Origin of the sequence: Marinomonas primoryensis (genome assembly GCF_013372285.1) — a bacterium.
Classification (GTDB): Bacteria; Pseudomonadota; Gammaproteobacteria; order Pseudomonadales; family Marinomonadaceae; genus Marinomonas; species Marinomonas primoryensis.
Window position 1 is genome coordinate 3935478 of sequence record NZ_CP054301.1, and the last position, 26821, is coordinate 3962298.

General features: G+C 43.5%; 19 protein-coding genes. 10 read left to right on the top strand and 9 right to left on the bottom strand.

Going from position 1 to position 26821, the window contains the following annotated elements; translation table 11 throughout:
• Positions 1-27 precede the first annotated feature (27 nt).
• The 9 genes from MP3633_RS18325 to ushA all read left to right on the top strand — a co-directional run bounded on the left by MP3633_RS18325 (position 28) and on the right by ushA (position 12988).
• Positions 28-762 (top strand): response regulator, encoded by a 735-nt coding sequence (locus tag MP3633_RS18325; protein ID WP_112135280.1) that lies wholly within the window; start codon positions 28-30, stop codon positions 760-762.
• Positions 752-2218 carry an ATP-binding protein gene (locus MP3633_RS18330; protein WP_176336589.1) on the top strand — a complete coding sequence of 489 codons (1467 nt, stop codon included), beginning with the start codon at positions 752-754 and terminating at the stop codon, positions 2216-2218. Before MP3633_RS18325 ends, MP3633_RS18330 begins: the two co-directional genes overlap by 11 nt.
• Before the next feature lie 255 nt (positions 2219-2473).
• Positions 2474-3721 carry an ABC transporter substrate-binding protein gene (locus MP3633_RS18335; protein WP_176336590.1) on the top strand — a complete coding sequence of 416 codons (1248 nt, stop codon included), beginning with the start codon at positions 2474-2476 and terminating at the stop codon, positions 3719-3721.
• A 92-nt stretch (positions 3722-3813) separates the two neighbouring features.
• A complete protein-coding gene (locus MP3633_RS18340; RefSeq protein WP_112135285.1) occupies positions 3814-4743 on the top strand; it encodes a carbohydrate ABC transporter permease in 930 nt (309 codons plus the stop codon).
• Between the two features lie 10 nt (positions 4744-4753).
• The gene (locus tag MP3633_RS18345; RefSeq protein WP_112141418.1) at positions 4754-5638 is read left to right on the top strand and encodes a carbohydrate ABC transporter permease; all 885 of its coding nucleotides are present in this window, start codon (positions 4754-4756) and stop codon (positions 5636-5638) included.
• A 90-nt stretch (positions 5639-5728) separates the two neighbouring features.
• Complete coding sequence (locus MP3633_RS18350; protein ID WP_176336591.1) at positions 5729-6838, top strand: ABC transporter ATP-binding protein; 1110 nt, start codon at positions 5729-5731, stop codon at positions 6836-6838.
• Positions 6839-7054: 216 nt separating this feature from the next.
• Positions 7055-10042, top strand: a complete 2988-nt coding sequence (locus MP3633_RS18355) for a phospholipase effector Tle1 domain-containing protein (RefSeq protein WP_176336592.1) — start codon at positions 7055-7057, stop codon at positions 10040-10042.
• Between the two features lie 12 nt (positions 10043-10054).
• Positions 10055-11134, top strand: a complete 1080-nt coding sequence (locus MP3633_RS19085) for a hypothetical protein (RefSeq protein WP_342356106.1) — start codon at positions 10055-10057, stop codon at positions 11132-11134.
• 246 nt (positions 11135-11380) lie between these two features.
• Positions 11381-12988: a bifunctional UDP-sugar hydrolase/5'-nucleotidase UshA gene (gene ushA, locus MP3633_RS18365; RefSeq protein WP_176336593.1), complete on the top strand. Its 1608-nt coding sequence runs from the start codon at positions 11381-11383 to the stop codon at positions 12986-12988.
• Positions 12989-13088: 100 nt separating this feature from the next.
• Here ushA and MP3633_RS18370 read toward each other — a convergent pair whose 3' ends face one another.
• The 4 genes from MP3633_RS18370 to rph form a co-directional block, all read right to left on the bottom strand.
• The gene (locus MP3633_RS18370; protein WP_176336594.1) at positions 13089-13604 is read right to left on the bottom strand and encodes a hypothetical protein; all 516 of its coding nucleotides are present in this window, start codon (positions 13602-13604) and stop codon (positions 13089-13091) included.
• 253 nt (positions 13605-13857) lie between these two features.
• Positions 13858-16272, bottom strand: a complete 2415-nt coding sequence (locus MP3633_RS18375) for a sensor domain-containing protein (RefSeq protein ID WP_176336595.1) — start codon at positions 16270-16272, stop codon at positions 13858-13860.
• A gap of 19 nt (positions 16273-16291) precedes the next feature.
• Positions 16292-17086, bottom strand: a complete 795-nt coding sequence (locus MP3633_RS18380; RefSeq protein ID WP_176336596.1) for a substrate-binding periplasmic protein — start codon at positions 17084-17086, stop codon at positions 16292-16294.
• 208 nt (positions 17087-17294) lie between these two features.
• Positions 17295-18014, bottom strand: a complete 720-nt coding sequence (gene rph / locus MP3633_RS18385) for a ribonuclease PH (RefSeq protein WP_176336597.1) — start codon at positions 18012-18014, stop codon at positions 17295-17297.
• Positions 18015-18192: 178 nt separating this feature from the next.
• Between rph and MP3633_RS18390 the strand changes: the two genes are divergently transcribed.
• Positions 18193-19059, top strand: coding sequence for a YicC/YloC family endoribonuclease (locus tag MP3633_RS18390; protein ID WP_176336598.1), 867 nt, complete (start codon positions 18193-18195; stop codon positions 19057-19059).
• Positions 19060-19069: 10 nt separating this feature from the next.
• Here the strand turns inward: MP3633_RS18390 and MP3633_RS18395 are convergent, their stop codons facing one another.
• From MP3633_RS18395 to MP3633_RS18415, 5 genes are all read right to left on the bottom strand, one after another.
• On the bottom strand, positions 19070-19903 hold the full coding sequence (locus tag MP3633_RS18395; RefSeq protein ID WP_176336599.1) for an ion transporter: 834 nt from the start codon (positions 19901-19903) through the stop codon (positions 19070-19072).
• A gap of 269 nt (positions 19904-20172) precedes the next feature.
• Positions 20173-20307, bottom strand: coding sequence for a hypothetical protein (locus tag MP3633_RS19065; RefSeq protein ID WP_280526387.1), 135 nt, complete (start codon positions 20305-20307; stop codon positions 20173-20175).
• A gap of 124 nt (positions 20308-20431) precedes the next feature.
• Positions 20432-22774, bottom strand: a complete 2343-nt coding sequence (locus tag MP3633_RS18405; protein WP_176336600.1) for a DUF2357 domain-containing protein — start codon at positions 22772-22774, stop codon at positions 20432-20434.
• Between the two features lie 37 nt (positions 22775-22811).
• Entirely contained in the window at positions 22812-25142 is a 2331-nt protein-coding gene (locus tag MP3633_RS18410; protein ID WP_176336601.1) for an McrB family protein, read from the bottom strand.
• Positions 25129-26391: a DNA cytosine methyltransferase gene (locus tag MP3633_RS18415; RefSeq protein ID WP_176336602.1), complete on the bottom strand. Its 1263-nt coding sequence runs from the start codon at positions 26389-26391 to the stop codon at positions 25129-25131. Before MP3633_RS18415 ends, MP3633_RS18410 begins: the two co-directional genes overlap by 14 nt.
• Between the last annotated feature and the right edge of the window lie 430 nt (positions 26392-26821).

Consider the following 26821-nt stretch of genomic DNA (forward strand, 5'->3'; position numbering starts at 1 on the left):
AACACTAACCTTTCACTGAGCAAGAGAATGAACCACGCTAAATGTATCTATGTTGTAGACGATGACGACGAGATTCGCACCCTGCTCAAAACTTACTTAGAAAAACACCAATTTACGGTGTTAACCGCCGATTCTGGCGAAGCATTTTTAGCCGATTTTCGAGCAGAGCAAAATATTGATCTTGTCATTTTAGACATCATGCTGCCCGGTCAAGATGGTTTTGCGGTGTGCCGTTCCTTACGAACACAATCGCAAGTCCCCGTGATCATGCTTACAGCAAATTCTGATGAAATGGATCGGATTATTGGCCTAGAAATTGGCGCCGACGATTATCTTGCGAAACCTTTCAACCCTCGTGAACTGCTCGCTCGCATCAAAGCAATCCTAAGACGCATGGAACACAGTGAAGTTGTGGAGATGGCACCCGTTGCCCATCGCTTTTACCGGTTCTCACACTTCACACTGGATACAATCTCGCGCGAGTTACACTTTGAGGACGAAAAAGAGTCTTTGTCCGGCGCTGATTACAACCTTCTTATGTTATTTTTAACCCACCCCGGTGCCGTACTAACGCGAGACCTCATCGCGGAAAACACACGTGGGCGTGACAGCGCACCACTTGATCGTTTTATTGATGTGCATGTCAGCCGCTTGCGCCAACGTTTGCGAGAAGACGCTCGCCACCCACAATTAATTAAAACCGTTCGTGGCCAAGGCTATATTTTAACCGCTAATGTCGAAACGATCAGCGATGTCCACTAGCACACCGCTGAGCAACAGTTCGCGCATCAAGCGCTGGTCTCAGTCGCTTACTGGGCAAATCCTGATCATCATGGCGCTGGGCGTTGCCAGCGCTCAATTCATCAGCTCGACCATCTGGCTACGACAACTCGAATCCGATACCGAAGAGAATGTACGTGAAGTGTCTAAACACATGGCATTTCGTATCGCGGCAACCGTCAGTTACTTCACGTCTTTACCCACTAATTATCGCCACATTGTCATCGATCAGCTACAAGACATGGGTGGAACACGCTTCTTTGTGACTCTCAACAAGGAAGAGATTCGCATCAATAACATTCCCAATTCACCACTCAAAGATATTGTTAAAAACGAGGTGCAATCGACTCTTATTAAACAACTGGGCATTCGTGATGCCAAAATCGCCTTTTCCAACCCAAGCGATCTGCACGTCATCAACAACCAGACTCGCTTGGTGGATTTACCAGAACGCTGGGGACACCACAGCTTATTAGTGAAACCGCTAACACCACCGATTATTGTCATTCAAATTCCCGTCAATGACACCGATTGGTTGTACCTTGCCAGTTTAATGCCTGACCCTTATTTCTTAGATGGTACGTCGGCACTCAGTGGCGACCGTTTGTTTTCCATGGCGATGTCCGTCATTACCGTATTACTACTCACTATTCTTATACTCAGACGCGTCACTCGCCCCTTGGCTACACTCGCTCGCGCGGCGGAACGCTTTGGGCAAGGTGATTGGAGACCCATTAAAGAAGTCGGCAGCGTCGAAGTGCGCAATACCGCCAAAGCCTTTAACGACATGCAACGGCGTATTCAGCGCTACTTAAATGATCGTGAAAGATTGTTTGCGTCCATCTCTCATGACTTAAAAACCCCGATTACACGCTTACGCTTACGGGCAGAAATGCTGGATGAAGATGACATTCGCGATGCGATGATCCGCGATTTGGAAGATTTGGATATGTTAGTAAAAGGCGCATTGCAAAGCGTCAAAGAAACCGATATTCATGAAAATCGTATCGAAGTAAATATTTCTCGAATGCTCACAGACATGCAGTCCACCGCGAATATACACGAGACCAAACTCACCGTTGTCGGTGAGTTAGAGCATCCTTTTATTGGTAAACCACTGGCCATCAAACGCTGCCTCGGCAACCTGGTCGACAATGCTTTGTACTACGGCAAAACCGCCACGGTTTACATCGAAGACGATGAAGACGAAGTGTGCATTCGCATCTGTGATCAAGGTCCCGGCATCCCGATTGATAAAATGGATAAAGTCTTTCAACCTTACACTCGCCTCACGCCCGATCACTCAGGTCATCCAGGCGGCATGGGATTAGGGCTCAGCATTGCCCGAAACATTGCCCGCGCCCACGGTGGCGAAGTAACCCTAAGCAACCATATTGAACAAGGGCTAGAAGCCAAGCTCTGGCTGCCAAGGCACTGACCTCTTGTGGAACTTGGCACGCTTTATTTGTGCAAGCAAAGCGCAATAAAATCGACACGAAAAAGCAACATTGCAAGACTTCGTTACAATAGGTTGCTCTACTTTACCCCTACTTGTTAATTCCTTTGCTAAATTCTGTAACTCGAACGTACGCATACGCTGATATTCAGATGGCGACGTCGAGACGAATAACGCAATATCAAAACATGTTGATGTATTTGATTGGACGACATAACAATAACAAAGGTTGCTATCATGAAAAAAATTGCTTTCGGTTTAACCACAGTTGCACTTTCTCTAGCCGCTGCTACTTCTCAAGCTGGTGAAGTAGAAGTTCTACATTGGTGGACATCAGGTGGCGAAGCCGCTGCGATCAATGTGCTTAAAGAAGAAATGGTTGGTGCAGGCCACACTTGGAAAGACTTCGCAGTCGCCGGTGGTGGTGGTGAATCTGCCATGACAGTTCTAAAGTCTCGTGCCATTGCAGGCAATCCTCCTTCTGCGGCTCAAATCAAAGGTCCAACTATTCAAGAGTGGGGCGATCTAGGCTTCCTAACCAATCTTGATGACGTTGCAAAAGCAGGCGAGTGGGATGTTGTTCTTCCTCGCGTTGTTAGCGATACAATGAAATACGATGGCCATTATGTTGCGGCGCCAGTTAACGTTCACCGTGTAAACTGGATGTGGGCGAACCCTGAAGTATTCCGTAAGTCAGGCGCGTCTATCCCGACGACTTGGAAACAATTCATTGTTGAAGCGAAAAAAATCAAAGCAGCGGGTTTCACACCACTTGCTCATGGTGGTCAAGCTTGGCAAGACGCGACTTTATTCGAAGCCATTGCTTTGTCTAAAGGCGCTCAATTCTACAGCAGCGCGTTCATCGGCTTGTCTGATAAAGCACTACGCAGCAAAGAGATGTTAGACGTATTTGATACCTTCAAACAAATGCGCGAATTCGTTGATCCAGGTTTCTCTGGACGTGATTGGAACATCGCAACGTCAATGGTTATCAATGGTGACGCAGCAATGCAAATCATGGGTGACTGGGCGAAAGGTGAATTTACCGCTGCAGGTAAAAAAGCCGGTATTGATTACGTTTGTTACCCTGCACCAGGCACAAGCGGTTCATTCACGTTCAACATTGACTCTCTAGCCATGTTTAAAGTGGACGGTAAAGAAAAACAAGCAGCTCAGAAAGACCTTGCTCGTTTGATTCTTGAACCTAAATTCCAAGAAACATTCAACTTGAACAAGGGTTCTATTCCTACACGTTTGAACATGTCTCGTGAGAAGTTTGACGCTTGTGCGCAGTCTTCAATGGATGCCTTCCTAGCAAGCTCAACGACTAACAGCCTATTACCAAGTATGGCTCACGGCATGGCTGTGAACTCTATGGTTCAAGGCGCTATCTTTGACGTCGTCACAAACTTCTTCAATGATGACAAAATGACATCTAAAGAAGCCGTAGACAAACTAGCTCGCGCTGTTAAAGCAAGTATGTAAGATCCCATTTGCAACATTAAGTTTGCAAATAAGCATACGAGGCTGGCCCTCTGGTCAGCCTCTTCGTTTCTCCCTGTAGTGAAGCATCAATTATGAATACTAAAGCCGCCAATTCTGGGTCAGGACAGACTCAGTCAGGACGTCCTGCGCGCCTAAACTTGGCCGACTGGATGCCGAAAATCGTCATGGCCCCCACGGTGATCGTCACCTTGGTGTGCATCTATGGCTATATGATTTGGACCGCTGTCCTCTCTTTTACCAATTCTCGTATGCTGCCGTCTTACGACTTTGTCGGCTTTGATCAATATGAACGCCTATTCAACAATGACCGTTGGATGGTGGCACTGACGAACCTAGGTGTCTTCGGTGGGATGTTCATTGCTATTTGTTTGTTCCTTGGCGTTACGCTGGCCATTTTCTTGGATCAAAAAATTCGCGCAGAAGGCGCACTTCGTACTATTTATCTTTACCCTATGGCGATTTCTTTCATCGTCACAGGTACCGCGTGGAAATGGTTGCTAAACCCAACCAATGGCCTAGAAAAAATGATGGTGAATTTGGGTTTCGAAGACTTCACGTTTAATTGGCTAGCGGATCCAGACATGGTTATTTACTGTTTGGTTATCGCTGCTGTTTGGCAAGCATCTGGCTTTGTTATGGCCTTGTTCTTAGCCGGTCTTCGTGGTGTTGATGGCGACCTTATTAAAGCCGCACACCTTGATGGCGCGGGCATATTTACAACGTACCGTCGTATCATTTTGCCGTCACTAAAACCTGTTTTCTTTAGCGCCATGGTTATTTTATCGCACATTGCGATTAAGAGTTTCGACTTGGTAGCCGCTTTAACCAATGGTGGCCCGGGTTACTCTTCTGATTTGCCGGCGAACTTCATGTATGCCCACACCTTTACCCGTAGCCAAGTTGGCCTAGGGTCGGCTTCTGCCATGATTATGTTGGGTTGTGTGTTGGCGATTTTGGTTCCTTATTTGTACTCAGAATTGCGAGGTGAACGCCATGAGTAACGGTAATTCTATGAATAAAAGTACCGTTGGCCGTAAGACGTCTGGCCTAGACAAAGTATTACGCGTTGCCTTGTACACCGTATTGACCATCGTTGCGGCCTTCTATCTCATCCCGTTTATCGTCATGCTCATTACATCGCTAAAAGACGTTGAAGAGATTCGTACTGGAACGTTACTTTCTCTACCGGCTTCATTGCATTTTGATTCTTGGGTAAAAGCGTGGTCCAGCGCCTGTACAGGCAGTAGCTGTGGCGGTATTTCGCCTTACTTCATGAACTCGTTTCAAATCGTGATACCAGCCGTGCTGATTTCAACACTGCTGGGTGCGATTAACGGTTACGTAATTTCCCTATGGAAGTTCCGTGGAAGTGATTTGTTCTTCGCGTTGTTGTTGTTGGGCTGTTTCGTCCCATTCCAAGTAATCTTGTTGCCAATGGCTCGTACATTGGGTTGGTTAGGCATTGCTAACACGACCTCCGGTTTGGTATTTGTGCATGTGGTTTACGGTGTGGCGTTCACGACACTGTTCTTCCGTAACTTCTACCAGTCAATTCCGAATGAATTGGTCAAAGCAGCACGCCTTGATGGCGCTGGTTTCTTTACTATTTTCTACCGCATTATTTTGCCAGTATCGACCCCTATTATTGTGGTCACTGTGATTTGGCAGTTCACTCAAATTTGGAATGACTTCCTCTTCGGGGTGGCGTTCTCCGGCTTTGACACTCAACCAGTAACCGTGGCATTAAACAATTTGGTCAATACCAGTTTTGGCGGCAAAGAATACAACGTCGACATGGCCGCTGCCATTATCGCCGCTTTGCCTACACTGGCTGTTTATGTATTCGCAGGAAAATACTTTGTACGTGGTTTAACCGCTGGTGCGGTGAAAGGCTAACCGCGACATTTACAAAAACTAGCGAACAACGCACTCGTGCTTTTCATTTTTTTACCACACGAGTGACTCGATAAAATTTGGAGTAATAACATGGCAAACCTCGTCATTGAAAATGTTAAAAAGAGCTACGGCAGTACAGAGATACTAAAAGGCATCAATATTTCCATCAAAGCGGGTGAATTTCTGATTTTGGTTGGGCCTTCTGGTTGTGGTAAATCCACCCTGATGAACTCGATTGCCGGTCTTGAAGATGTAACCGAAGGCCGCATTCTGATCGCCGATAACGACGTAACTTACACAAGCCCGAAAGACCGTGATATTGCGATGGTGTTTCAGTCTTACGCTTTGTATCCAAACATGACGGTAGAGCAAAATATCTCTTTTGGTTTGGAAATGCGTAAAGTGCCAAAAGCAGAGCGCCAAATTGAAGTTCAGCGCGTTGCTGATATGTTACAAATTGATCACTTGCTAAATCGTAAGCCAGCACAATTATCTGGTGGTCAACGCCAACGTGTTGCCATGGGGCGCGCCTTAGCTCGTCGCCCTCAGCTTTATCTGTTTGATGAGCCATTGTCTAACCTAGACGCTAAATTGCGTGTAGAGATGCGTACAGAGATCAAGAAGCTGCATAAGAAGCTAGGCACAACCATCGTTTATGTAACACACGATCAGATTGAAGCTATGACCTTGGCAGATCGCATCGCGGTAATGAAAGACGGTGAAGTACAACAACTAGGTTCTCCGCAAGAAATTTACGATAACCCAGCCAACCTGTTTGTTGCGGGCTTCATGGGGTCACCTGCGATGAACTTCATTCCAACCAAAGTCGTCGAACAAAATGGCGTACCTATGTTGGAACTGGCCACCAACACAACCGTCGCCTTGCCATTCCCTAAACCAGAATCGCTAAAAGACTATGTTGGCAAAACCATCTTATTGGGCTTGCGTCCAGAGATGATCACAGAACCTCAGCCACACAAAGAAGGTCAGCCTTTTGTTACCACGACCGACGTGGAAGTAGAAGTGACTGAACCAATGGGTGCCGACACCATGATCCTGACGCGTGTGAACAATGCAGAGATCAACTGTCGCTCTAACCCTATGTACCCAGCTGAAGCAGGTTCAATCATCAAGATGATGTTTGACACATCCAAAGCGGTTGTCTTTGATAAAGAATCAGGTCGACGTCTAGACCTCTAATTGCCCATTTTTATAACGGTTTAGCTATTTAAAGCACGCCTGCGACAGAGTTTATTCCTCTCGCAGGCTTTTTTTTGTCAAAACGCCGTGCCTTTTGAGTACTCCCTTTTTCTTAATTACACATATTCAAAACGTTGCGCCTTAGATTTGATTACTTTTTCTATAAGAAATAGAATCTGCCTACTTAAAAAAACTAGCCACGACAAGGATTTGTTGATGACGTATAGCAAGATTGAGCTGGATAAGCTCATGGCGTTTGAGTACCACTATGTAGAAGGTGGTCTAAGCCAAATAGACAAACGTGACCTTCAGTCTATATTGCCAAAAGGAATAACCGCCGACGCTCTATTAGAAAAATTTGCCGCAGGGGAATACGCTCTTCTGACGGATATTCCCATCACACCTCTGCTGCTTCAAGACTCAAGTAATTTCATATCAGGTGAGTGGCAAATCAACCCTGATGCAGAGTCAAACTTTCAGCCCAGCGCCTTACTCGCACTGCAAAATCGTCTTAATATGGGGGGTGTAGGTGGTGGAGCATCCGCTTTCGCCAACCAAAATAATGGCAACCTTCACCCAGCCCAACCGATTCATTACACACCGGAACCTGTCGTACCAGACAGCAGCACTCAACAACGTCAAGCGCCTTTGGCTTACGAATACAACATAGAAATCGCTTTTTCAGCAAACAACCCCAACCACCCCGTTAATCTGAATACAGTTTTAACGGACACCAAAGGCAAAAATCCTGTGGGAAAATGGGATGCCAGCCCAACAAAGTATGGCACGAGATACACAATAAAAAGCAATTCTAACGCTTTTCACAATCTAAACTTTCTGGCCACAACCAACACTATGGGGCTTTCACTAAAAAATGTTGAAATGGTGACATTAGGGTCGGGCAAGATTAATGACGCCTTTATTCCCATCATGCCTACTATGCAGCGGGGCGAACGCTTAGGGTTAGCCACCACAGGCTATCTTTACCATTTCAAAGGCAACTCCCTCATCCAGAAATACCAATGGCAAGATGACGGCACCTTTAGCCCAATGCCGAATAACACAGCGAATTACACCTTCCATCACGCTAGTATGGCGCTGTTGGTGTATTGGAAAATGGCTGGCAATGTGGTGAAAGATCAATACCTCGTCTACCGAGCCGAATCGATGCCTGATACCGAGTTGAGTCAAGTTTCACCAGAATGGTTGGACAAACATGGCGTTCACTTAGACATCGACGCTTTATTGAAGGTCACCCAAACACCAATACTTGAAAGAGACGCGCAAGAAAAAGCCACCACTAAAACTAATTCATCCACCCACACCGTCATAGAAGACCCAAACACTCAGCAGCGTGAAACTTGGTTGGACATTGCCAAACAATATGGCCTATCGGCCAAGGAGCTTCTGAATCAAAACCTCCGTTACGATAAAAACCCAGGGGCGCTCAAAATAGGCGATACCTTACGCGCCAAACAAACGGCGGAAGAACAACCTGTCGTCTTCGAGCTATCTGAATGCCCGCCGGAGACGCCTAGCACCTACAACAACCCACACAACAGCCACTACGTCTGCAGTGAAAAAAGCATAACGGTCACCAACAGCGCACTCGTTCTTCCATTGGAAAAGCGCAAGGTAAAAAAAGGCCTGCCGCTGGTCAACATCAAACCCGAACGTATTCTACGCATTGGTGTTTTTTTTGACGGTACAGCAAACAACAAAACCAACGATGCTTATAAAGAAAAATATGGCGATCATTCTCGCACCAACATAGCCAGATTATTTGAGGCTTACCCACAAAAGCTCGGTGAATCCGATAAAATTTATGTCTCCGGGGTGGGCACATTAGACCTGGACGAGAAACCCGAGGACGAAAGAAAGGCAATCATCGATGCCGGCGATGACATGTTCTCAGCCAGCTTAGCAACAGGCCTGTTTGATGCCGGTAGCGCGTTTATAAAATGGCAAAGTTTACTCACTCAGCTCAAGAAAATTATTACGCAGACAAAAGATAAAGATATTTATCAAGACATCACGCACATCGCCTTTGATGTGTTCGGTTTCAGTCGCGGTGCCGCCTTAGCTCGTCACTTTATTAATGCCCTCAACAAAATGGGCCTTCCAGATTACGACAGTATTAGAGAAACAGATTGGTATCACACCCCGCCAGGCACTCATCCCAATTTATTAGGAGGGACTCATTACGAAAGGTACAACGCCAATAACGATGGCCACCATGCGGACAATACTCGCACCTCAAGCGTCCGCTTTGTGGGTTTACTGGACACCGTAGGGTCTTTTTATTGGCCCGGCAATGAAAAAGAAGGCGAGATTGAGCTCGAGCTCTTCGCAAAAAGTGCTAAACGCGTTTTTCATATTACCGCCCATAATGAGTACCGTACTAAGTTTCCACTCACCTCGCTGAAAACCAAAGGAAAACTACCCCCAAACTTCTTTGAAGAAGTCTTTCCTGGCGCTCATTCCGATATAGGTGGCGGCTACCCATTTAGTTCGCAATATAAAGCGACAGAATTGGCACCTGTGTTTGGCTCCCCCACTTATGCAACCTATCAACTGGAATTGGTCAAAGTGACGCCTCTGCACACAGTAAACAGCACATTGGAAGATAGATGGAAGGCAAGAGTTCATGGTGGAAATGACCCTGATATCGATATTATCCGCCATGAAACGGTTAAGCGTATTAGTATCGAATGGGATACCCAATCGTTCAAAGGTCTTGGCATGCACGGCCGAGTCACCCATGACCACACCAATGCATATTATTACTACCTACAACCCATGGACGCCAGCTTAGCAGGACTCGCCCAAGAACGCCTTAAGCAACAAGCCGAACTCGTTGGGGTTGAATGGAACATGGATAAATACACCCAAACGGAAGATTACATGAACAATAAACCTGTCCAAGCCTTGTGGGAGACATTATCAAGTAAATCCATTGGCACCATACAGGCACCGGACTGGCAAGCGGGCATCGCGCCAATGGCTCATCAAGTGATTCACCGCTCTCATGATCTTGCGATCCACATTGGGTTTAACAGTATGAAAGAAATACTTGTTAATGGCGTAAAAGACAACGAGCACTTTATTCAACGCACACCAGATCAAGTTGTTGGCACGCCTGTGCGTACTGTGTACGACAATAATTCACCCTGCCCGCCAATTAAAGCAGACCCAAACACGTAAGGAAGCAACCGCATGAAGTACATGATCATAAGCCTATGCATGATAACGCCTCTTCTTAGCCTAACTGGCTGCCAATCCATGGGGAATGGATTAGGAACCATCGCAAAAATCGGCAACGGCGGCAGTTTAGATGGCGCCTACAATCTATCTGATATCTGGGTCACCAGTGTGAACGGAGGCAGCGCTGGGTTCGGCTATGGGGCTGTCAATGGCTATCCAGGACCCAGTGCCAGCATCGGCATAGGCGTTCCTAGACACATAAAAGGTTATTGGGCGAAGGAAAATGAAGAGGGCCCAGGGTTCCAATCCTACTATCGAATTTCCGCCGACATAGACAGTGAACTGGCAGAAAGAAAAATTCGGACGCTGCAAAATTACTACCAAAACTATGAAACTATTTGGGGCGTCATGCAAGTTGAGGTGGAAAAAAGTCGTATTAGAGTTTTTTTTGATAGAGGCTGTTCACCTTCGCTGAAAACAAACGACTGCACTCCCAAAGAAGAAGCCGATCCTAATGGTTGGATTGTCAAAGCGCCTGGCTCAATTAGAGATGTGACCGTCCTTTTCGATGGCCAAGGTGAATCCTCACTCACCCCTTTCCCCGGCTCCCCTTATGACGAACGTAGAGTCTTAGTAGAGCCCTTTCGTTTGGCAAACAAAATTACCCTAACCGATACAGAAGGTAACACTGCCACAAATGGAAGAGTCATTGGCGACTTAACCCGAATACAAGGGGATTGGGTGGTCTATGAAAAGACCGCTGATCCTACTGTATTCATAGATCATTATTTCCATATTGATGCGCCGATTGACACCAACGTCGTAAAAGAAAAAATACAGATCATGCGTAAGGGCTTAGCCCACAAATACTTTGGAACAGTAACTTTCATAGAGATTGATGATGACGGCAACATCAAAATCTATTACCGACTTATTTGTACGAGCAATAGTAAGTTATGCGACAGCCTCAAAGAAAGCCGAGCATCCCCTTTCATTATTCGCTCCTCTGATTACGATCTCGATATTTTACTGTTTGAAGGCAAAGCCGAAGAACTAGACGCCCCCTTTGAAGGACTAAGCCACTCACAATAAAGAGTCTACGCTGTTCTTTCCATTTAACAGGTATGCCTGCGACAGAGTTTATTCCTCTCGCAGGCTTTTTTTTGCCAAAAACACTGTATTACTGCACAAATGGTCAAAATTACTGCACAGTCTCTCGAACTTGTCACAAATATGAGATACATTTTCATAACTGTAATCAAACAAGCCACTCTATAGTGACACTTGATTATTAAGAATCGAAGTACTGTCGACAAATATCATGAAGGGAACTAAACCATGAAATTACCAAAGCGTTTTATCACGCATCTAGCCATTACTGGTGTCGCGCTCTCCGTAACCGCGTGTTCTATGATGGGACCGCAAAAGCCAGACTGGCAAGAAGACAAAGAATACCGCGTGACGATTTTGCACACCAATGACCACCACGGTCGCTTCTGGCAAAACAGCAAAGGCGAATACGGCATGGCCGCTCGCAAAACCTTGATCGACAACATCCGTGAAGAAGTCGCACTAGACGATGGCAACTCTTTGTTGCTTTCCGGTGGCGACATCAACACCGGCGTTCCAGAGTCTGATCTACAAGACGCTGAACCAGACTTTCGCGGCATGAACATGCTGAAATACGATGCCATGGCATTGGGTAATCATGAATTCGACAACCCGCTTTCTGTATTGAAGAAACAAAAAGAATGGGCCGGTTTTCCTTTCCTATCTGCCAACATTCTAGACGCGAAAACAGGCAAACCACTGTTTGAAGCGTACAAGATTTTTCAAGTAAATGACCTTAAAATTGCTGTTATGGGGCTAACCACAGACGATACTGCGAAATTGGGTAATCCTGAATTCCTAGAAGGTATCCGAATCGAGTCACCGATTAAAGTAGCTCAGAAATTGGTTCCAGAGCTACGTAAAAAAGCCGATATCATTATCGCGGTAACGCACATGGGCCACTATCAAGATGGCAACCACGGCGGCAATGCACCCGGTGATGTCGCCCTAGCGCGTGCTGTTCCTGGTATTGACATTGTAGTGGGTGGACACTCTCAGAATCCATTATTCCAGCCTGATGAGCAAAATGGCACATTGATTCTGCAAGCGCACGAATGGGGTAAATACGTTGGCCGTTTAGACTTTGTCTACAAAAATGGCGCCATTGTGTGGTCTGAATACCAACTAATTCCTGTTAACTTGAAGAAAAAAGTCAAAGACGCGGAAGGCAATTCTGTACGTGTTTTCATTGAAGACGAAATCGCACAAGACCCAACCATGCTTGAAATGCTATCGCCTTATCAAGAAAAAGGTCAGAGCGAGCTGAACGTTGAAATCGGTTTTTCAACCGACGACTTCATCGGCGAGCGTAGCGTTGTTCGTAATCAAGAAACCAACCTAGGTAACTTGATTTCTGTTGCGATGAAAGAAAAAGTGAACGCAGACATCGGTGTAATGAACTCTGGTGGTATACGTGACAACTTAGAAAAAGGCATCGTTACTTACAAAAGCGTATTGAAAGTACAACCTTTTGGAAACATGGTGTCTTATGTCGACTTTAGTGCAACGGAGTTAACGGATTACCTGACTGCCGCAGCGGCAAAACAAGCCGGTACAGGGGCTTTTGCACAGTTTGATGGCGTTTCTTTAATGCTAAAAGACGGCAAAGCAACCAACATCATGGTAAATGGCAAAGCACTAAATGCTAGCAAAACGTACCGTATCGCGATGAACAATTACACGGCATCAGGTGGTGACGGTTACCCTAAAATCGTCGATCATCCAAACTATGTAAACTCAGGTTATGTTGATGCCGATGTGTTGGTGGAATACATTCAAAAACACTCTCCGCTTGATGGTGCTAAGTTTGCGCCAACGGGCGCAGTGAAGCGTTAATATCAGCAAACACAAATAAATAACAGACATAAAAAAGCGCCAGTAGAGTATTTATCTACTGGCGCTTTTTTCGCTTAATACGTCACAAAATCAAAAAAGGTTACTGCTTCTTATAGGTTAATGACCAAGTCAGCGGTGTCGGTAGTTTTTCAGACTCTAGCTTAACGGTAAACAGTAATTCGCTATCGGTTACCTGCTTCCACGTATTGGTACGTTTGCCTCGTTCGGACTCAAGGATAACAACGACGGAATCGCTCGTTTGCTGGTAAGTACCAGAGATTTCAACACCTTCTTCGTCTTTCTTTATCACTTCTGCGCTGGCGGTTAGCGGAATGGTATCCACTTCCGCATCATCACATTGCCACTGAAATTGCTTCTCCTGCACACCTAATAACCACTGTTGACAGATTTGCGTCTGTTTTTTTAATACTGGCCTCGCCAAAGCGCGAATAAAGAAATTCATTTCCTGTGCCACATTCTCAACGGCGACATCTAACTTAGCTTGCGTGCTGTCAGCATCCTGCAATACCCATTGACCATCTAAGTCTACACCTGCTGCTTGCACACCTGAACTGAGCGCAACGCTTAATACACCAACACCAATCAGTCTGTTCACCTTATTTCTCCTTATTTTTATTGTCGTTAGAGACCTTTGCACGGCATCACGAGTGAAACCAATACGAGGCAAAAACAGACGAAAAGCGGAGTCTATAGGTTGTAAATGAGCATTTTGAGTCTGTTTTTAACAAGGTATTGACGAGCACAGTAGCCATGCGGAAATCTCGTGAATAGATAATGGCAAAGAACCACAAGATTGTAAGGCGCAAAAACGCGCACAATAACTGACATTTAGCGCCACGAAGATGGCTTTAGATTCCTTGACGCTCTAATGGGAAAGAAACGCTGCCACACAGATATTGAGTGGCAATATCACCTGTAACAGGTTTAGAGAAGTAATAGCCTTGATATCTCGCACAGCCTATTTTTTCTAAAATATTTTTTTCTATCGGATTTTCTACCCCTTCCGCCAAGACAGACAGATTCATGTGATCCGCCATCGACACAATCGTATTGATGATGACATGACTGTTTGGATCGTTAGAAAGGTCGCGAACAAAGGATTGATCGATCTTTAATTGATTGATAGGGAAATGCTGTAAATAACGCAATGAAGAATAACCCGTTCCAAAGTCATCAATAGAAAACCGAACTTGATGTTCTTTAAGGTGCCACATTTTTTCCGCGACCGACGCGATGTTTTCAACCAACATGCCTTCAGTGATTTCTAAATCGAGCAATCTAGGCTCTATCTGCGTGTTTTCTATGACTTCTTTCACTGTGTCTACAAAACTGTCCTTGGCGAATTGATAAGGGCTAATGTTAATGGCTATGCCTTCAAAAGATGCAGGTAAACCCAGGTCTTGCCATGTCTTTAATTGCTGACAGGCATTGTCTAACACCCAGTATCCAACTTCATCGATGATGCCAATTTCTTCTGCAATGGGTATAAAGCGAGAGGGAGGAACTAAGCCAAGCTCTTCACTGAACCAACGTAATAACACTTCAAAACCTATCAACCTTCCGTTTTTATTCACTTGTGGTTGATAGACTAAGTAGAACTCATCGTTGCGAACCGCACTGTGTAAGGCTTTTTCTAACGCTGCCCGCTCGGCTACTTGTACTTGCATTTCTTGACGATAAAAGCGGAAGCCATTACGCCCTTTCTCTTTCGCCTCATACATAGCCGTGTCCGCTTGACGGAGAACCTGCATGTCATCCACATCGCCTAAAGGAAACAAACTAATGCCAATACTTGCTGAAATAAATAAGTCATTTTGCTCTAAGCGGAACACTTGAGACATCTGAGCCAACAAGGTCTCAGCCAGCGAGGTTACTTTTTTTTGTGCTTCATTAAGTTCTATATCAAGCATTGGTATCAACAAAACGAATTCATCGCCACCAATGCGCACCGCCGTATCCGCTTCAGACAAACAGGAAACAATGCGCTTAGCCGCTTCAACTAAAAGGGCATCCCCCATATGGTGCCCCATGGAGTCATTAATGTTTTTAAAACGGTCTAGATCAATAAATAACAACCCCCCTATTTGCCCATTATCTCGAGCCGTGGTGATGACTTGCTGTAAGTTTTGATTTAAAAAACGTCGGTTGGGTAGATTGGTTAGCGCATCGTAATAGGCCAAAAAATCCACTTGTTCTTGGTCTTTTTTACGCTGGGTAATGTCTCTAAAGGACGCTAAGAAAAAAGCCTCATTGTCTAGCGTAATGATGTTTCCACACACTTCAACAGGAAAGCATTCACCATTACTTTTATGATATTGCGTCTCATATATTTTGGGGTCTCCCTGCGAATTTCTCGTCCACCCTTTCAATGTGCTCGGCTCTTGCTCTGGATCGATATCTTGAATATTTAACGTCAGTAACGTGGGGGCGTCATAGTCTAATAGTCGGCAAGTTTCGCCATTACAATCCAATATTTGGCCTTTTAAGTTGGTGAGTAACATGCACTCGCTGGATTGATGCAACACCGCTTTAAAGTACTCCTCGCTTTTCGCCAGCTCACTCTCTACTTTCTTACGCTTATGCCAAAGTGCCGTAATAGTTCGAGCTAAGATGCCCAGTTCGTCTTCACGGGACGTCTGTTTAAACTTCAATTCGGCTGGTTCGTCTTCTTCTTTTTCGAGCCAGTTTAGTTGCTCAATAACACGATAAAGCGGCCGCGATATTTGGAAATAAAACAGCATAAACATGGCTAAGCTAAGCAAAGACGCGGATATAAAGGACGTGGTAACTAAACGAATACTTCGACGAATAAAGCCATTCGTTGCCGCTGCATTATCAATTGAAACAACAAGAGTCCCCACCACCAATTGATCGTCACGTTTTAAAGGCAAGCTAAAACGTGCGGGTAACCCACTAAAAATATTTGAAGATAACCAGCGTAATGGTAAAGGGGCTAATGACCGATACATGCTTGCCAACTCGTAACCTAAATCATCCTCTAATCTCGCTTTATGAAAACTATTGGAGCGCATCAAGCCAGTCAAAACGGTCTTAGCTAAATCATCATCTAAATAGTAAGCCGCTTCTGATGCCGAACTTTCGACAATACGTAACGTCGACATGATCTGATTTTCAATGATTACCTGCTCTTCTTTCCAATCGATAAGAATCTGAAAAGCACTCATAGAAAGGCTTAGCAGTAGCAAAATCACCAATGCCCATTTTGCTTGTTTATAAGACAGTCGCTTACGTAAAGCTAGCATAATCCCTCACTGCATTAGCCTATTGGCGCTCGAAAAAATCGCTGTATTTCTTTAGTATTTCCTCTCTCTTTCCACTCGCACCCAACTCTTTTAAGCCTTTATTCAGTACGTCTCGCCACTTCTCTGCTTCTGGGTACGACCTGCTAAAACACGTGGTGTAATGGTCTAAACCCAACTCTGACACATCATAGAAACTAAGGGAATCGATAACCTGCATACGTTTAGCCGCAAAAATAGCACTATCACGCTCCGTCATGAAAACATCTTGATTACGACGTAATAGCACATTAATTCCTTGCTCTAGCCCTGACACAGAAGAGTAAGGAATATCAGCACTGTCTAAAATGTTGGTTTGAGACCAACCATTTACAGCCGCAACATTGTATTTTTTAAGAATACCTAAAGTAGGAACCTCATCATCCAGAAAAAATCGACGAGTCACAAACGCATTGGCTGAATCACTCAGGTCATCAGAAAATATTGCAAATCTTTCTCGTGAAGGAATCGGGCGACACGACACCGCACCGAGCACCAAACCAGCCTCGACATCACGCATAATGCGCTTCCAAGGTCTAAGCTCAATACGAACAGACACACCTTGCGTGGCGTACGCCGCTCGCAGTACCTCAACATCCGAGCCGTATACGTCTTCCACCTCACCAAAACCAGAAGGCGGCGCCAGTAAAGAGGCATCGATAATATGAGGTGGCAAATGTATGGTGTACAGCACAATCTCTTCCGCACTGGCATTCGCCGTCGAAAAACCAAAAATAACGAAAACACAAGTAACCCAATATCGACGTACTACCTTCACTCTCCGCTCCTAGACTTGATTAAAGCTAATTTGAACATAACCAAGAAAATGTCATTGCCTCACTTAAATATGAAGGACTATACCGCTATGCTCAAGCTTTATCAGCAACTGACATACCAAGTTAAAGCAAAAAATAAAGTGCCGCCCTGTAACAATCAGACAAAAAAAATCTAGCCGAAGCTAGATTTTATTAAATACACCACATCCATTACTTATCGGATAAAGCCGCGCGCTGCGCTTCCATAATTTCCGCAATGCCTTTACGCGCCACTGCCAGCATGCCCATCATATGCTCGTCGCTAAAGGCTTCACCTTCAGCGGTGCCTTGAATCTCAATGAAGCCACCTTTGTCGTTCATAATGACGTTCATATCGGTTTCCGCATTGGAATCTTCAGGGTAATCCAAATCTAAAACAGGTACGCCTTTATAAACACCAACAGAAATCGCCGCGATTTGAGAAACAATTGGGTTTTCTTTAACCTTCTTTTTTTCAACTAAAACGCGCATAGCGTCCGACAAAGCAACAAAACCACCAGTGATAGACGCCGTACGAGTACCGCCATCGGCTTGAATGACATCACAGTCGATTGTAATCGTGTTTTCACCGAGTTTTTTAAGGTCCACCGCCGCGCGCAAAGAACGACCAATCAAACGCTGAATCTCAACAGTACGGCCACTTTGCTTACCACGAGCCGCTTCGCGGTCCATACGACTGTGTGTTGAACGAGGCAACATGCCGTATTCTGCCGTAATCCAACCTTGGCCTTTGCCTTTCAAAAAACGCGGCACGCCAGAAACTACGGTAGCAGTACAAATAACTTTGGTATCGCCACACTCAATTAAAACGGAACCTTCCGCGTGTTTTGTAAAATTACGAGTGATTTTAAGGGGACGTAATTGATCTACTGCTCTTCCGCTTGGGCGCATACTGGTTCTCTCTATTGGTCAACCATCATAAAGTCGCAATTATAACGAACCTACACAAAATTGCGCCCCCAGCGATAGGAAAACGCAACAATAAGCGAAACTGTCGAACACGCCTTCCTTGCGTTACACTATCGCCTTTACTTTTATCTCACATCACCTCTACATTTAGGTATTCAACATGACTGCAAGCATGACCGCCTTCTCACGCCAAGAAGCCGTATACGATTGGGGCACCATCAGCTGGGAAGTCCGCTCAGTAAATCAACGCTACCTAGAACCTAACTTCCGCCTGCCAGAAAACTTTCGCGAGCTTGAATTTGCATTTCGTGACGTGCTGCGTAAGAAGATCAATCGAGGCAAGCTGGAGTGCCAACTGCGCTTTCAAGCCGTCGACAAAGCCGCCACTAGCCTAACCATTAACCCTGACAACGCCCAAGCCCTAGCAAGCGCCATCGACACTCTTGGTACTTGGTTCAAAGACTTAGACCCAGCCAACCCGCTCGACATTTTAAAATGGCCTGGTATTTTAAGCGACTCAGGCACAGACGCCGACATCATGAAAAAAGCCGTCATAGAACTCTTTAACAAATCTGTCGAAGAGCTAATTCAAGTTCGACTTCGCGAAGGTACGCAACTGAAAGAAATCATCGAACAGCGCCTCGATGCGATCGACGCCATCGTTGTCGAAGTACAAGCCAAGCTGCCAGAAATCATCGCCGCGCAAAAGCAAAACCTCATAAACAAACTAGAAGCAGCCAAAGTCGACCTTGACCCAATGCGCGTCGAAGCTGAAATCGTACTATTGGCACAAAAAGCCGACGTCGCCGAAGAACTCGACCGCCTAGCAACACACAACAAAGAAGTACGCCGTCAGCTACAACAATCAGGTCCAATCGGCCGTCGCCTAGACTTCTTAATGCAAGAACTCAACCGCGAAGCCAACACCCTTTCTTCTAAATCCATCGTCGTGGAAACCACACAAAGCGCCGTGGAATTGAAAGTCTTGATCGAACAAATGAGAGAGCAGATACAAAATATTGAGTAATTTTTCTCTCTTATTCTTGCGGCTTGTTCATATCACGACGCAGCGCCTGTAGTTCGAGCTGGAGTTGTTGCATTTGCTCCAATAGCTGTTGCTGTGTGGCTTTTTCAGCGTCTAGCTCGTCTTTGTTATCATCGTCATGCATGGTCTGTACTGCGTTGACGATGACAGCAATGAAAAGGTTTAACATGGTGAAGGTAGCAATGAGGATAAAGGGAATAAAAAACACCCAAGCATAAGGAAAGGCTTCCATTACGGGCCGCGCAATGCCCATGGACCAGCTTTCTAGGGTCATCACTTGGAACAGCGTATACAGTGAAGCGCCTAGGCTGCCAAACCAGTCAGGAAAAGCTTCACCAAATAGCTTGGTTACCATCACAGCAGCCACGTAATACACAAGACCCAACACCATGGCGATGGACAACATGCCATTCAGGGATTTGATTAAGGCACCGACAATTTTTCTCATCGATGGTACGAAAGTGAGTACGCGTAATACACGCAATACTCTGAGCGCGCGCAACACAGCAAACGGTCCACTAGCAGGGACTAATGCTATCCCCACGACAATAAAATCAAACACATTCCAGCCGTCTTTGAAAAAAGCAAAACGGTGTACAAGCAAACGAATGGTAAGTTCAATAACAAACACCGCCAATATGGCCTTATCTAATGCCATTAAAAACGGGCCAACGGCTGTCATCACCTCAGGCGAGGTTTCTAAACCGAGAATAATGGCATTGATTAAAATCAACGCCAATAAAAAACGCTGTATCGTAATGTTTTCAATGAACATCTTTAAGCGCTGACGAATTGAATCTGTTGAAACAAGCGATGTACTGGCCATGAGCTACCTCAATCCTAAACTGTCCCAAACGGGGATTAAATTGACGCCATTTTATGCCAGAGCAGAAGAAGGTCAATCTCTTTTGATGTAAACAAATTGACCTATTAGAGGATGGTAAAAATGCCCTGCTTCCTGTGGCTTTCAAAAAGAAAGGAACCGAAAAATAGACAATTAGGCTTTCGAGTCATGAAAAATACTTGAGAAATATGCGATCAAAAGACTTTTACCAGGCTACAAACGTCTTCGGCCACGATAGCTCAATATTTGACTTAAGCATCAAGTGCCTCATCCAAAGACAGTTCGCCCTTTTGATTCAAACTACGCTCAGAAAAGTTAATCAGTTTAAGCAAAGCAATGGTTTCTTGCTGCTCATAGTAGGCCTGCGAGTCTTGTACAACATTCACTTCTTTTCCGTTCTGAGTGATGTGCAAAGGATCTTCTAAGGAGAGATTATTGGCATTTTCTTTCAGGTTGGTATGACACGGTTTGGATATTCATAAAGCCCCCATTTGCCTACTTTGAAAAGCTTCACCAACTCAGATCAAATTCAGCATAAAGTTGCAAGTCGCCCTTAACATCGTTCCAATGCTCAAACTTCTGCAGATACTCCGCTTTAGTCAGTTTGAGTTGGAAGCTCTCAACGTATGATTTTTCTATATATTTACTAAGCACGATTGGCGAACCAGTGAACTCAAATACCCAGTAATGACGATTATCAGTACTTTCCTTGCCTGTTAAGCTTCTATCAATATCATGCCTTGGTAAGAGTTTTACATTAGCAACGCGATATAGATATTTACCAATCTGATTTCTATCCGAGATTTTTTCGCGAACAGTAACAATGACATAGCGAATTTCGCGCACGATATTTCTATGTACGTTTTGACGATTTGTCGCTACCAGTTGCGTATGGTAGCCCTGTAACTTTCCTGTTCTCGCTTTTTCTAGGTACTCATCATCACGCTCTATTTCATTGATGGGCGCAATCATAGTTAGTCCATTGTGCCTCACAGTATTCACACCATAAGGTGTGATACGAGCAGCATCCTCAACAAAATAGTAATCGTTTGATGTAGTCGGTGAATAAGAAAGTTCTGTTTTTCTATCACCAATTTTTTGCGTTAAGTAACTGCGTAGCCAATGATTATGCGAACCCTCAGAACCCTTACTAGGCAACAATGCAAATGCCCCAATACCAATCTCTCTGATAGCATCTTTATAAGGGTTTTCTTGATCTTTTTGATTATCAAAAAAACCTGGGTATAAGGCAAAAGCCCCCATTACAGGACGACTTTTCAACGGTGATTCATACTCAAATCGATGTTGGTGAATAATGGCGTCTCGGTATCGGTGCATCTGATTAAGGGCATCCTCAGGCACACCGTCTTTACTTTTGAATTGTGTAGAGTCAATACGATACTTAGCATCAAACAGAATAAAAAATGACTCATGATTAGCTAAGGTAACACGAAGTACAATGTCGGGACGCTGCTTAGCAAGCCAAGTTCGATTTACCATTCCTTTTGGTGTGAAAGAAGGCTCATGAGCGAGTTCTATTGTCATCCCATCACTTTCACGAAAGTAAACAAACGCCGCTGCCATTTCATCATCTGGAAAGTGTTTTTCAAATTGCACTTGTTTTAAATGGTTAAGAGTTCGCTCTTCCTCTACAAAACCTAAACTCTTAACAATGGACATTACCTCAATAAAACACCAGACCTCATAAATATCAGCCACTGATTTAATGGATAGCTGAGATTCACCATTGTCTTGATTGAGATAATATTTCAATTGTTGCCAGACTTTATAAACCTTTGAATAACCAGCACCTTGTTGCAAGACTTTGGAGTCAGAAGTTAGTCCTTCAAATGCCCCCACTTCTTCCCAAAGCTTATGTTGAACTATTTTACTGATTTGCTGACGCCACTTTCCTAAGGTAAGTAAAAAGGACTCTGACACTTTGGTTTCTTTGTCATTCGCAACATTTTGAATCAATTGCGTTAGATTCATCTTCGTACGTTTTAGCACCATTTTTATAAAACGATTTTCTGGCGTGTCTACATGTAAGCGTTTATACGCGATGCGCATTCGTCTGGTTGAGCGTTTCTCTGCAATCAGTTCTTTCGCCAACTCTTGCTGTTTGGCTGTCACTCTTTTATTGATGCGGTCTAACTTTTGAACTTTATCAAACGACTGTAAACGATTGTGAGGGGCGTTGATAATACGCTTCAGCCCTTGATTCAGCTCGGTAACTAAACGTTCAAATTGAGCCAACCAAAACAACTCAAACTTTTCAGACCGCTTAATCGATTTACCTTGGGACTGTGTAGTTTTTCCGCTAATGGCATAGCGCCAAAAAGGATAAACCGTGTCTATTTTCTGATTCATCAACCCGAGATCTTCATGCACTACCATTTTTGTTGCAAAAATGGTGAATTGCACAGGCACCGACTTGCTACCCTCGTTCGTTGTGTAGTTGATATGAAAAACACATTTCCCTACATCATTACCAAAGTTAAGCATTGCTTGTAAGGTATTTCTTCTTGGGCTCGGACTAAAACTTTGTTCAATTAAACGATACTTATGACTAACCGCTGGCGAGTCTTTTACAACATGCGCAGCAAACTCAATATCAAACCAATATTGGCGATTTTCGAAAAAGAAGGGTTGAGCCAACTCACCGACAGAGGGAACAGTTACTGAGCTTCCATCAACTAATACCGCAACGTTCTCACCACTCGGTGAAGACATTCCTCGCTGTGAATACGTTCGCTCTAATTTAGAGCGCGGTGAGGTTAAATCTTCACAGGTGACATAAAGCTCGAAGTCATCATGCTTAAAACAAATGGTTTCACGTGTTTTTTTAGCCATTCCTTAACTACCATCCCAATAACATTTCGCAGTCAAATTAAGGCCAAAAAGACGTAAAACCATTATTTAATTGCCTTTGCATCCGTTCAATTTTTTGGCGAGAACGGCAAGGTGTGGTAACAACCTCTTCCGGTTTATCAAGCTTTCCACGCAGCAAATCAGGACGCGTTGTTTGCCAAATACTCGCTAACTCGGTTTCTAACACAGTAGAAAGCTGTGCCAGCACATTGTCGCCAGGTTCACTGGTCAGCTTATCTTCATCGCCTTCTATGCGTGGCAACACTTTGCACATTAAAAAATCATCAAATACAGCAGCTAATTCCACCTCATCTGTTGGTGAAAAACTAATAACAGACAAACATAGTTCGTTAAAAGCGCGGTATGCCAATTCAAAAGGAGTGTTTTTTAACACATCATTAATAGCATTAAAGAAGGTTTTGGTTTTGCCTGCATCTTTATCAGCCTCGACATCCTTAAATAACGCTATTGTCGCTTGGCTATAAACAGGATAACTCAGCGTTTTAGACTTTACTGTTGGCTGAAAGAATTCATCGATTTCATTTGGAAAGAACTCACCAAAATCAAAGCTTAAGGCCCTGTCGATTACTTTACGGGAAAAACCATGGGTGGTTTCATCCATGTTCACCGTACCCGCGACAATCAAATTAAACGGAATAGCAATGCCATGCTGGAGGAAGTAACACCAGATGTCACGTTCAAGATCAACACCCAAATTCAGCCCAAGGTTTTCGGCAAGTAAATTTGAAGGTTTATTAGTGTCGCCCTCATCGAAGCCCTTATCCAATGATCGAAAAAGCTCGCCTTTAATAAGCGGATCGCATTCATAAATATAATCACGGTCACTAGCTTCCAATCTTTCGGAGTCATAACTCCAGCTGCGAGTTTCAAGAATGGATAAATAGTCAGAAAAGTACTGTTCAACAGGCGCGAGATTCATCTCATCAAGACATAACCAAAAAGGTTTAATTTTGTGGAGTGCTTTACCGCGCCAATCAAAAGGTAATCCTTTGCCTGTCTTGTCACGTTCAATTTCTATTATTATTTCTTTCCAAGCTTGTACTATGAAACGCAGTACATCGGTAGCCACATATTCTGGTTTATTACCAAGACGTGAGACATAACCAAGTAAATCACTGGGTTCATGCCAATCTGGACGAACAGGCACTAAACAATAGTTATCCTCTGTTCCATTATTTGATATCTTAGCTTGTTCACGTACAAAACGCGTTTTACCTGTACCAGAGATACCAGCTAAAAGAAGGAAGGGCTTTGATAGAGGTAAAAAAGCAATAGATGCTTCTTTTAAATGAATTAAGGTAGATATGTCTTTAGTCGACTCGATCTTTAAATGATCGAATATTTCGTTGAAAATTGAAGCGAAAACCACCAAATCTCGACTCGTGCTCACTTCAATATTATTATATGCCCATTGATTGCTAAGGTATAAGTATTTGCTATTATCTATAAATGGTTCATTAAAGTATCTTTCGGCTCTACCAGATGTCAAATCTTCACTACTTAAAGGTCGATCGGAAAGCAAAAAAAGCTTGTGAATTTTTCGAACTCCGGAAACTAAATCTAAATATTTTCTTCCATTACTCCCACCTTGCACTTCTTTTGTATAACATAAAAACTGACTAGATAGATCATTTTTGAATATATAAGACAACACTTCTCTAACAAAATTTCTTATATTTGATAGTGTTATCAAAACACCTTCTGATTCATCTTTTTTTGATGGCAAAAATATCGGTTTAAAAGAGCTCTTTAGCGATGGGTATTCCGACATTTGCTTGGCTATTTCGGCAATAGCACTTTGAGTTTCAGCTAAAAGGTTTCCGGCTTGAAGTAAAGGTGACACATAGTAATCATTTCTATCTATTGTTTTCCCTCCCCCCCAACTTTTGTAATCTGAAACAAAAGAGAAGAAGTACTTCAGACTATCTTCACTTAATTCATTAGATAAAAAATATTCACGTATTTTTCTTTTCTCGTCATCAGGTATTCCTTCTTTTCTCAAGGAATCAGCAATATTTTGGAGGTCATCACCTTTATATATTTTACAAAAAATTTCTTTTTGCTGAGATAAGCTATCCAAATAATTAGATAGCTCTGATGCGATATAAAACCAAAAATTGGTTATAAAAATAGCTTTACCTGTAGATGTAGTAATTTTAGTAGAAAACGTAGTCCACTCTACTTTGGCATAGCCATTAGCTTTATTTTCACTCAAATATTTTTCATACTCGGCTTTGAAAGACTCGGGTAATTTCACATCTGAAAATCTAACTTTTTCAACTGCTTCCTTTATTTCTTTAAACTTCTGGTTTAAATCAATTAGTGCCACCCAAATTCTCCTTTATTTTAAATGCCAAAGCATTAATGACAGTTACAGTCACACTGTTACCGAATTGTTTATAGGCTTGAACGGTAGAATCACTATACTCAAATTCATCAGGAAATCCTTGAAGTCTAGCCGCTTCTCTAGGACTGATTTTTCTAGGGTTTTTATTCACTTGCTCAATTAATACTTCACTACCATCTTTATAATATCTAGCAGAGATGGTATTTGTGTAAAGAGAGTCTTCTGTAACAAGTCCATACCCAAAACCTTTACCATTAATTTTGTTCTGTATTTTCCGCCTTTGATGACCTTCCCACAAACGATCAGAAATAGTTAACTTTGGATTGGGGTTAGCTTCTAATACATCTCCAACTCTTGTGTCGAGACCCATTGACTCTGGATAATCAAATTTATCAATCTCACCATCTTTCCAAAGTACAATATAAATTCTTTGTCTATTCTGAGGTACACCAAACTCTACTGATTTCAATATCATAGATTTGGCTAAATTCTGAATTTCTTTGGTACTGCCATTTTCAATAATGCTTTTGGGAATATTGCAGCTGTAACCAATATTTGTAAGTGTTTTTAAAATAACTTTAAGAGTATGACCTTTATCGTGACTAATAAGACCCTTCACATTTTCAAGTACTGCAAAACGAGGGCCTTTTTCTTCAATAATTCTGGCTATATCATGAAATAAAGTTCCTCGAGTATCTTCAATACCAAGCTTTAAACCCGCGTGAGAAAAAGGCTGACAAGGAAAACCAGCAAGTAAGACATCATGATCTGGAATGGTCTCAGGAGAAATTAACGTAATATCGCCAAATGGGAATTCTCCATGGTTTTTTTTATATGTAAGCTGCGCATGTTTATCAAATTCTGAAGAAAACACACAAGCTCCACCAGCTTGCTGAAACCCTAGCCTTACACCACCAATACCAGCAAACAAATCAATAAATCGAAATGATGCATTTTCTACTGGTTTTAGTTTTACATAACCAAACACCTCATTAAAGAAGCTTTTTCTATCTTTAAACAGTCCGTTAATACTCAAGGAGAACTCAACATCAGTACGAAGTTGATCAGGATCAATTATCGCTCGATCACAGTAAAACTGACTCCCTGTTGCAATCGCGTGAATCCATTGGTCGATTACAGCTTGAACTTCCGTGCCATCAGGTGCGTGATCTATGGCTAAAGGCCTGATTAATTCTTCCGCTTGCTGAAGCACACTTAATTCGCTTTTCATTATTTACTACTGCTAAAAATTCTTGATGGATGGCCTTAGAACAAAACACTATTTCGTGCCCTGCTTATCTGCCAAATTGTGTATTCTAAGTATTCAATATTCTAGGCACATCACACTTTGCGTGTCCGTCGTGCCACAAACTCAGTGACAAACGACTACTATTCGACGATGTCATTGAACAAGTACAGGAGGTTCTACTGATAACATATTGGTGTAAGTAGAAATCAATATCTTGCCTATACGAAATGCTCTAGAGAGACTCTGACGCCATAATACGTCAACCTAAGCCGGATTTTTATAAAAAATCGAGAATCTTATCAACTGATGATGAATGAGCAAGCTTAAGATAGGGTATTCGTGGAAGAACTTCTGATAGAAAAAGGTCAGTTCCGCATTACTTTTAGAAGAAAACAGCGCCAAAATCAGACAT

What these genes read in the sequence shown, in the direction of transcription:
- MP3633_RS18415 (WP_176336602.1), bottom strand. Translation starts at nt 26,391, where the DNA reads ATGAAAAGCGAATTAAGTGTGCTTCAGCAAGCGGAAGAATTAATCAGG.
- MP3633_RS18330 (WP_176336589.1), top strand. Translation starts at nt 752, where the DNA reads ATGTCCACTAGCACACCGCTGAGCAACAGTTCGCGCATCAAGCGCTGG.
- MP3633_RS18335 (WP_176336590.1), top strand. Translation starts at nt 2,474, where the DNA reads ATGAAAAAAATTGCTTTCGGTTTAACCACAGTTGCACTTTCTCTAGCC.
- MP3633_RS18350 (WP_176336591.1), top strand. Translation starts at nt 5,729, where the DNA reads ATGGCAAACCTCGTCATTGAAAATGTTAAAAAGAGCTACGGCAGTACA.
- MP3633_RS19085 (WP_342356106.1), top strand. Translation starts at nt 10,055, where the DNA reads ATGAAGTACATGATCATAAGCCTATGCATGATAACGCCTCTTCTTAGC.
- MP3633_RS18405 (WP_176336600.1), bottom strand. Translation starts at nt 22,774, where the DNA reads ATGGCTAAAAAAACACGTGAAACCATTTGTTTTAAGCATGATGACTTC.
- ushA (WP_176336593.1), top strand. Translation starts at nt 11,381, where the DNA reads ATGAAATTACCAAAGCGTTTTATCACGCATCTAGCCATTACTGGTGTC.
- MP3633_RS18340 (WP_112135285.1), top strand. Translation starts at nt 3,814, where the DNA reads ATGAATACTAAAGCCGCCAATTCTGGGTCAGGACAGACTCAGTCAGGA.
- MP3633_RS18390 (WP_176336598.1), top strand. Translation starts at nt 18,193, where the DNA reads ATGACTGCAAGCATGACCGCCTTCTCACGCCAAGAAGCCGTATACGAT.
- MP3633_RS18325 (WP_112135280.1), top strand. Translation starts at nt 28, where the DNA reads ATGAACCACGCTAAATGTATCTATGTTGTAGACGATGACGACGAGATT.
- MP3633_RS18355 (WP_176336592.1), top strand. Translation starts at nt 7,055, where the DNA reads ATGACGTATAGCAAGATTGAGCTGGATAAGCTCATGGCGTTTGAGTAC.
- MP3633_RS18375 (WP_176336595.1), bottom strand. Translation starts at nt 16,272, where the DNA reads ATGCTAGCTTTACGTAAGCGACTGTCTTATAAACAAGCAAAATGGGCA.
- MP3633_RS18395 (WP_176336599.1), bottom strand. Translation starts at nt 19,903, where the DNA reads ATGGCCAGTACATCGCTTGTTTCAACAGATTCAATTCGTCAGCGCTTA.
- MP3633_RS18345 (WP_112141418.1), top strand. Translation starts at nt 4,754, where the DNA reads ATGAATAAAAGTACCGTTGGCCGTAAGACGTCTGGCCTAGACAAAGTA.
- rph (WP_176336597.1), bottom strand. Translation starts at nt 18,014, where the DNA reads ATGCGCCCAAGCGGAAGAGCAGTAGATCAATTACGTCCCCTTAAAATC.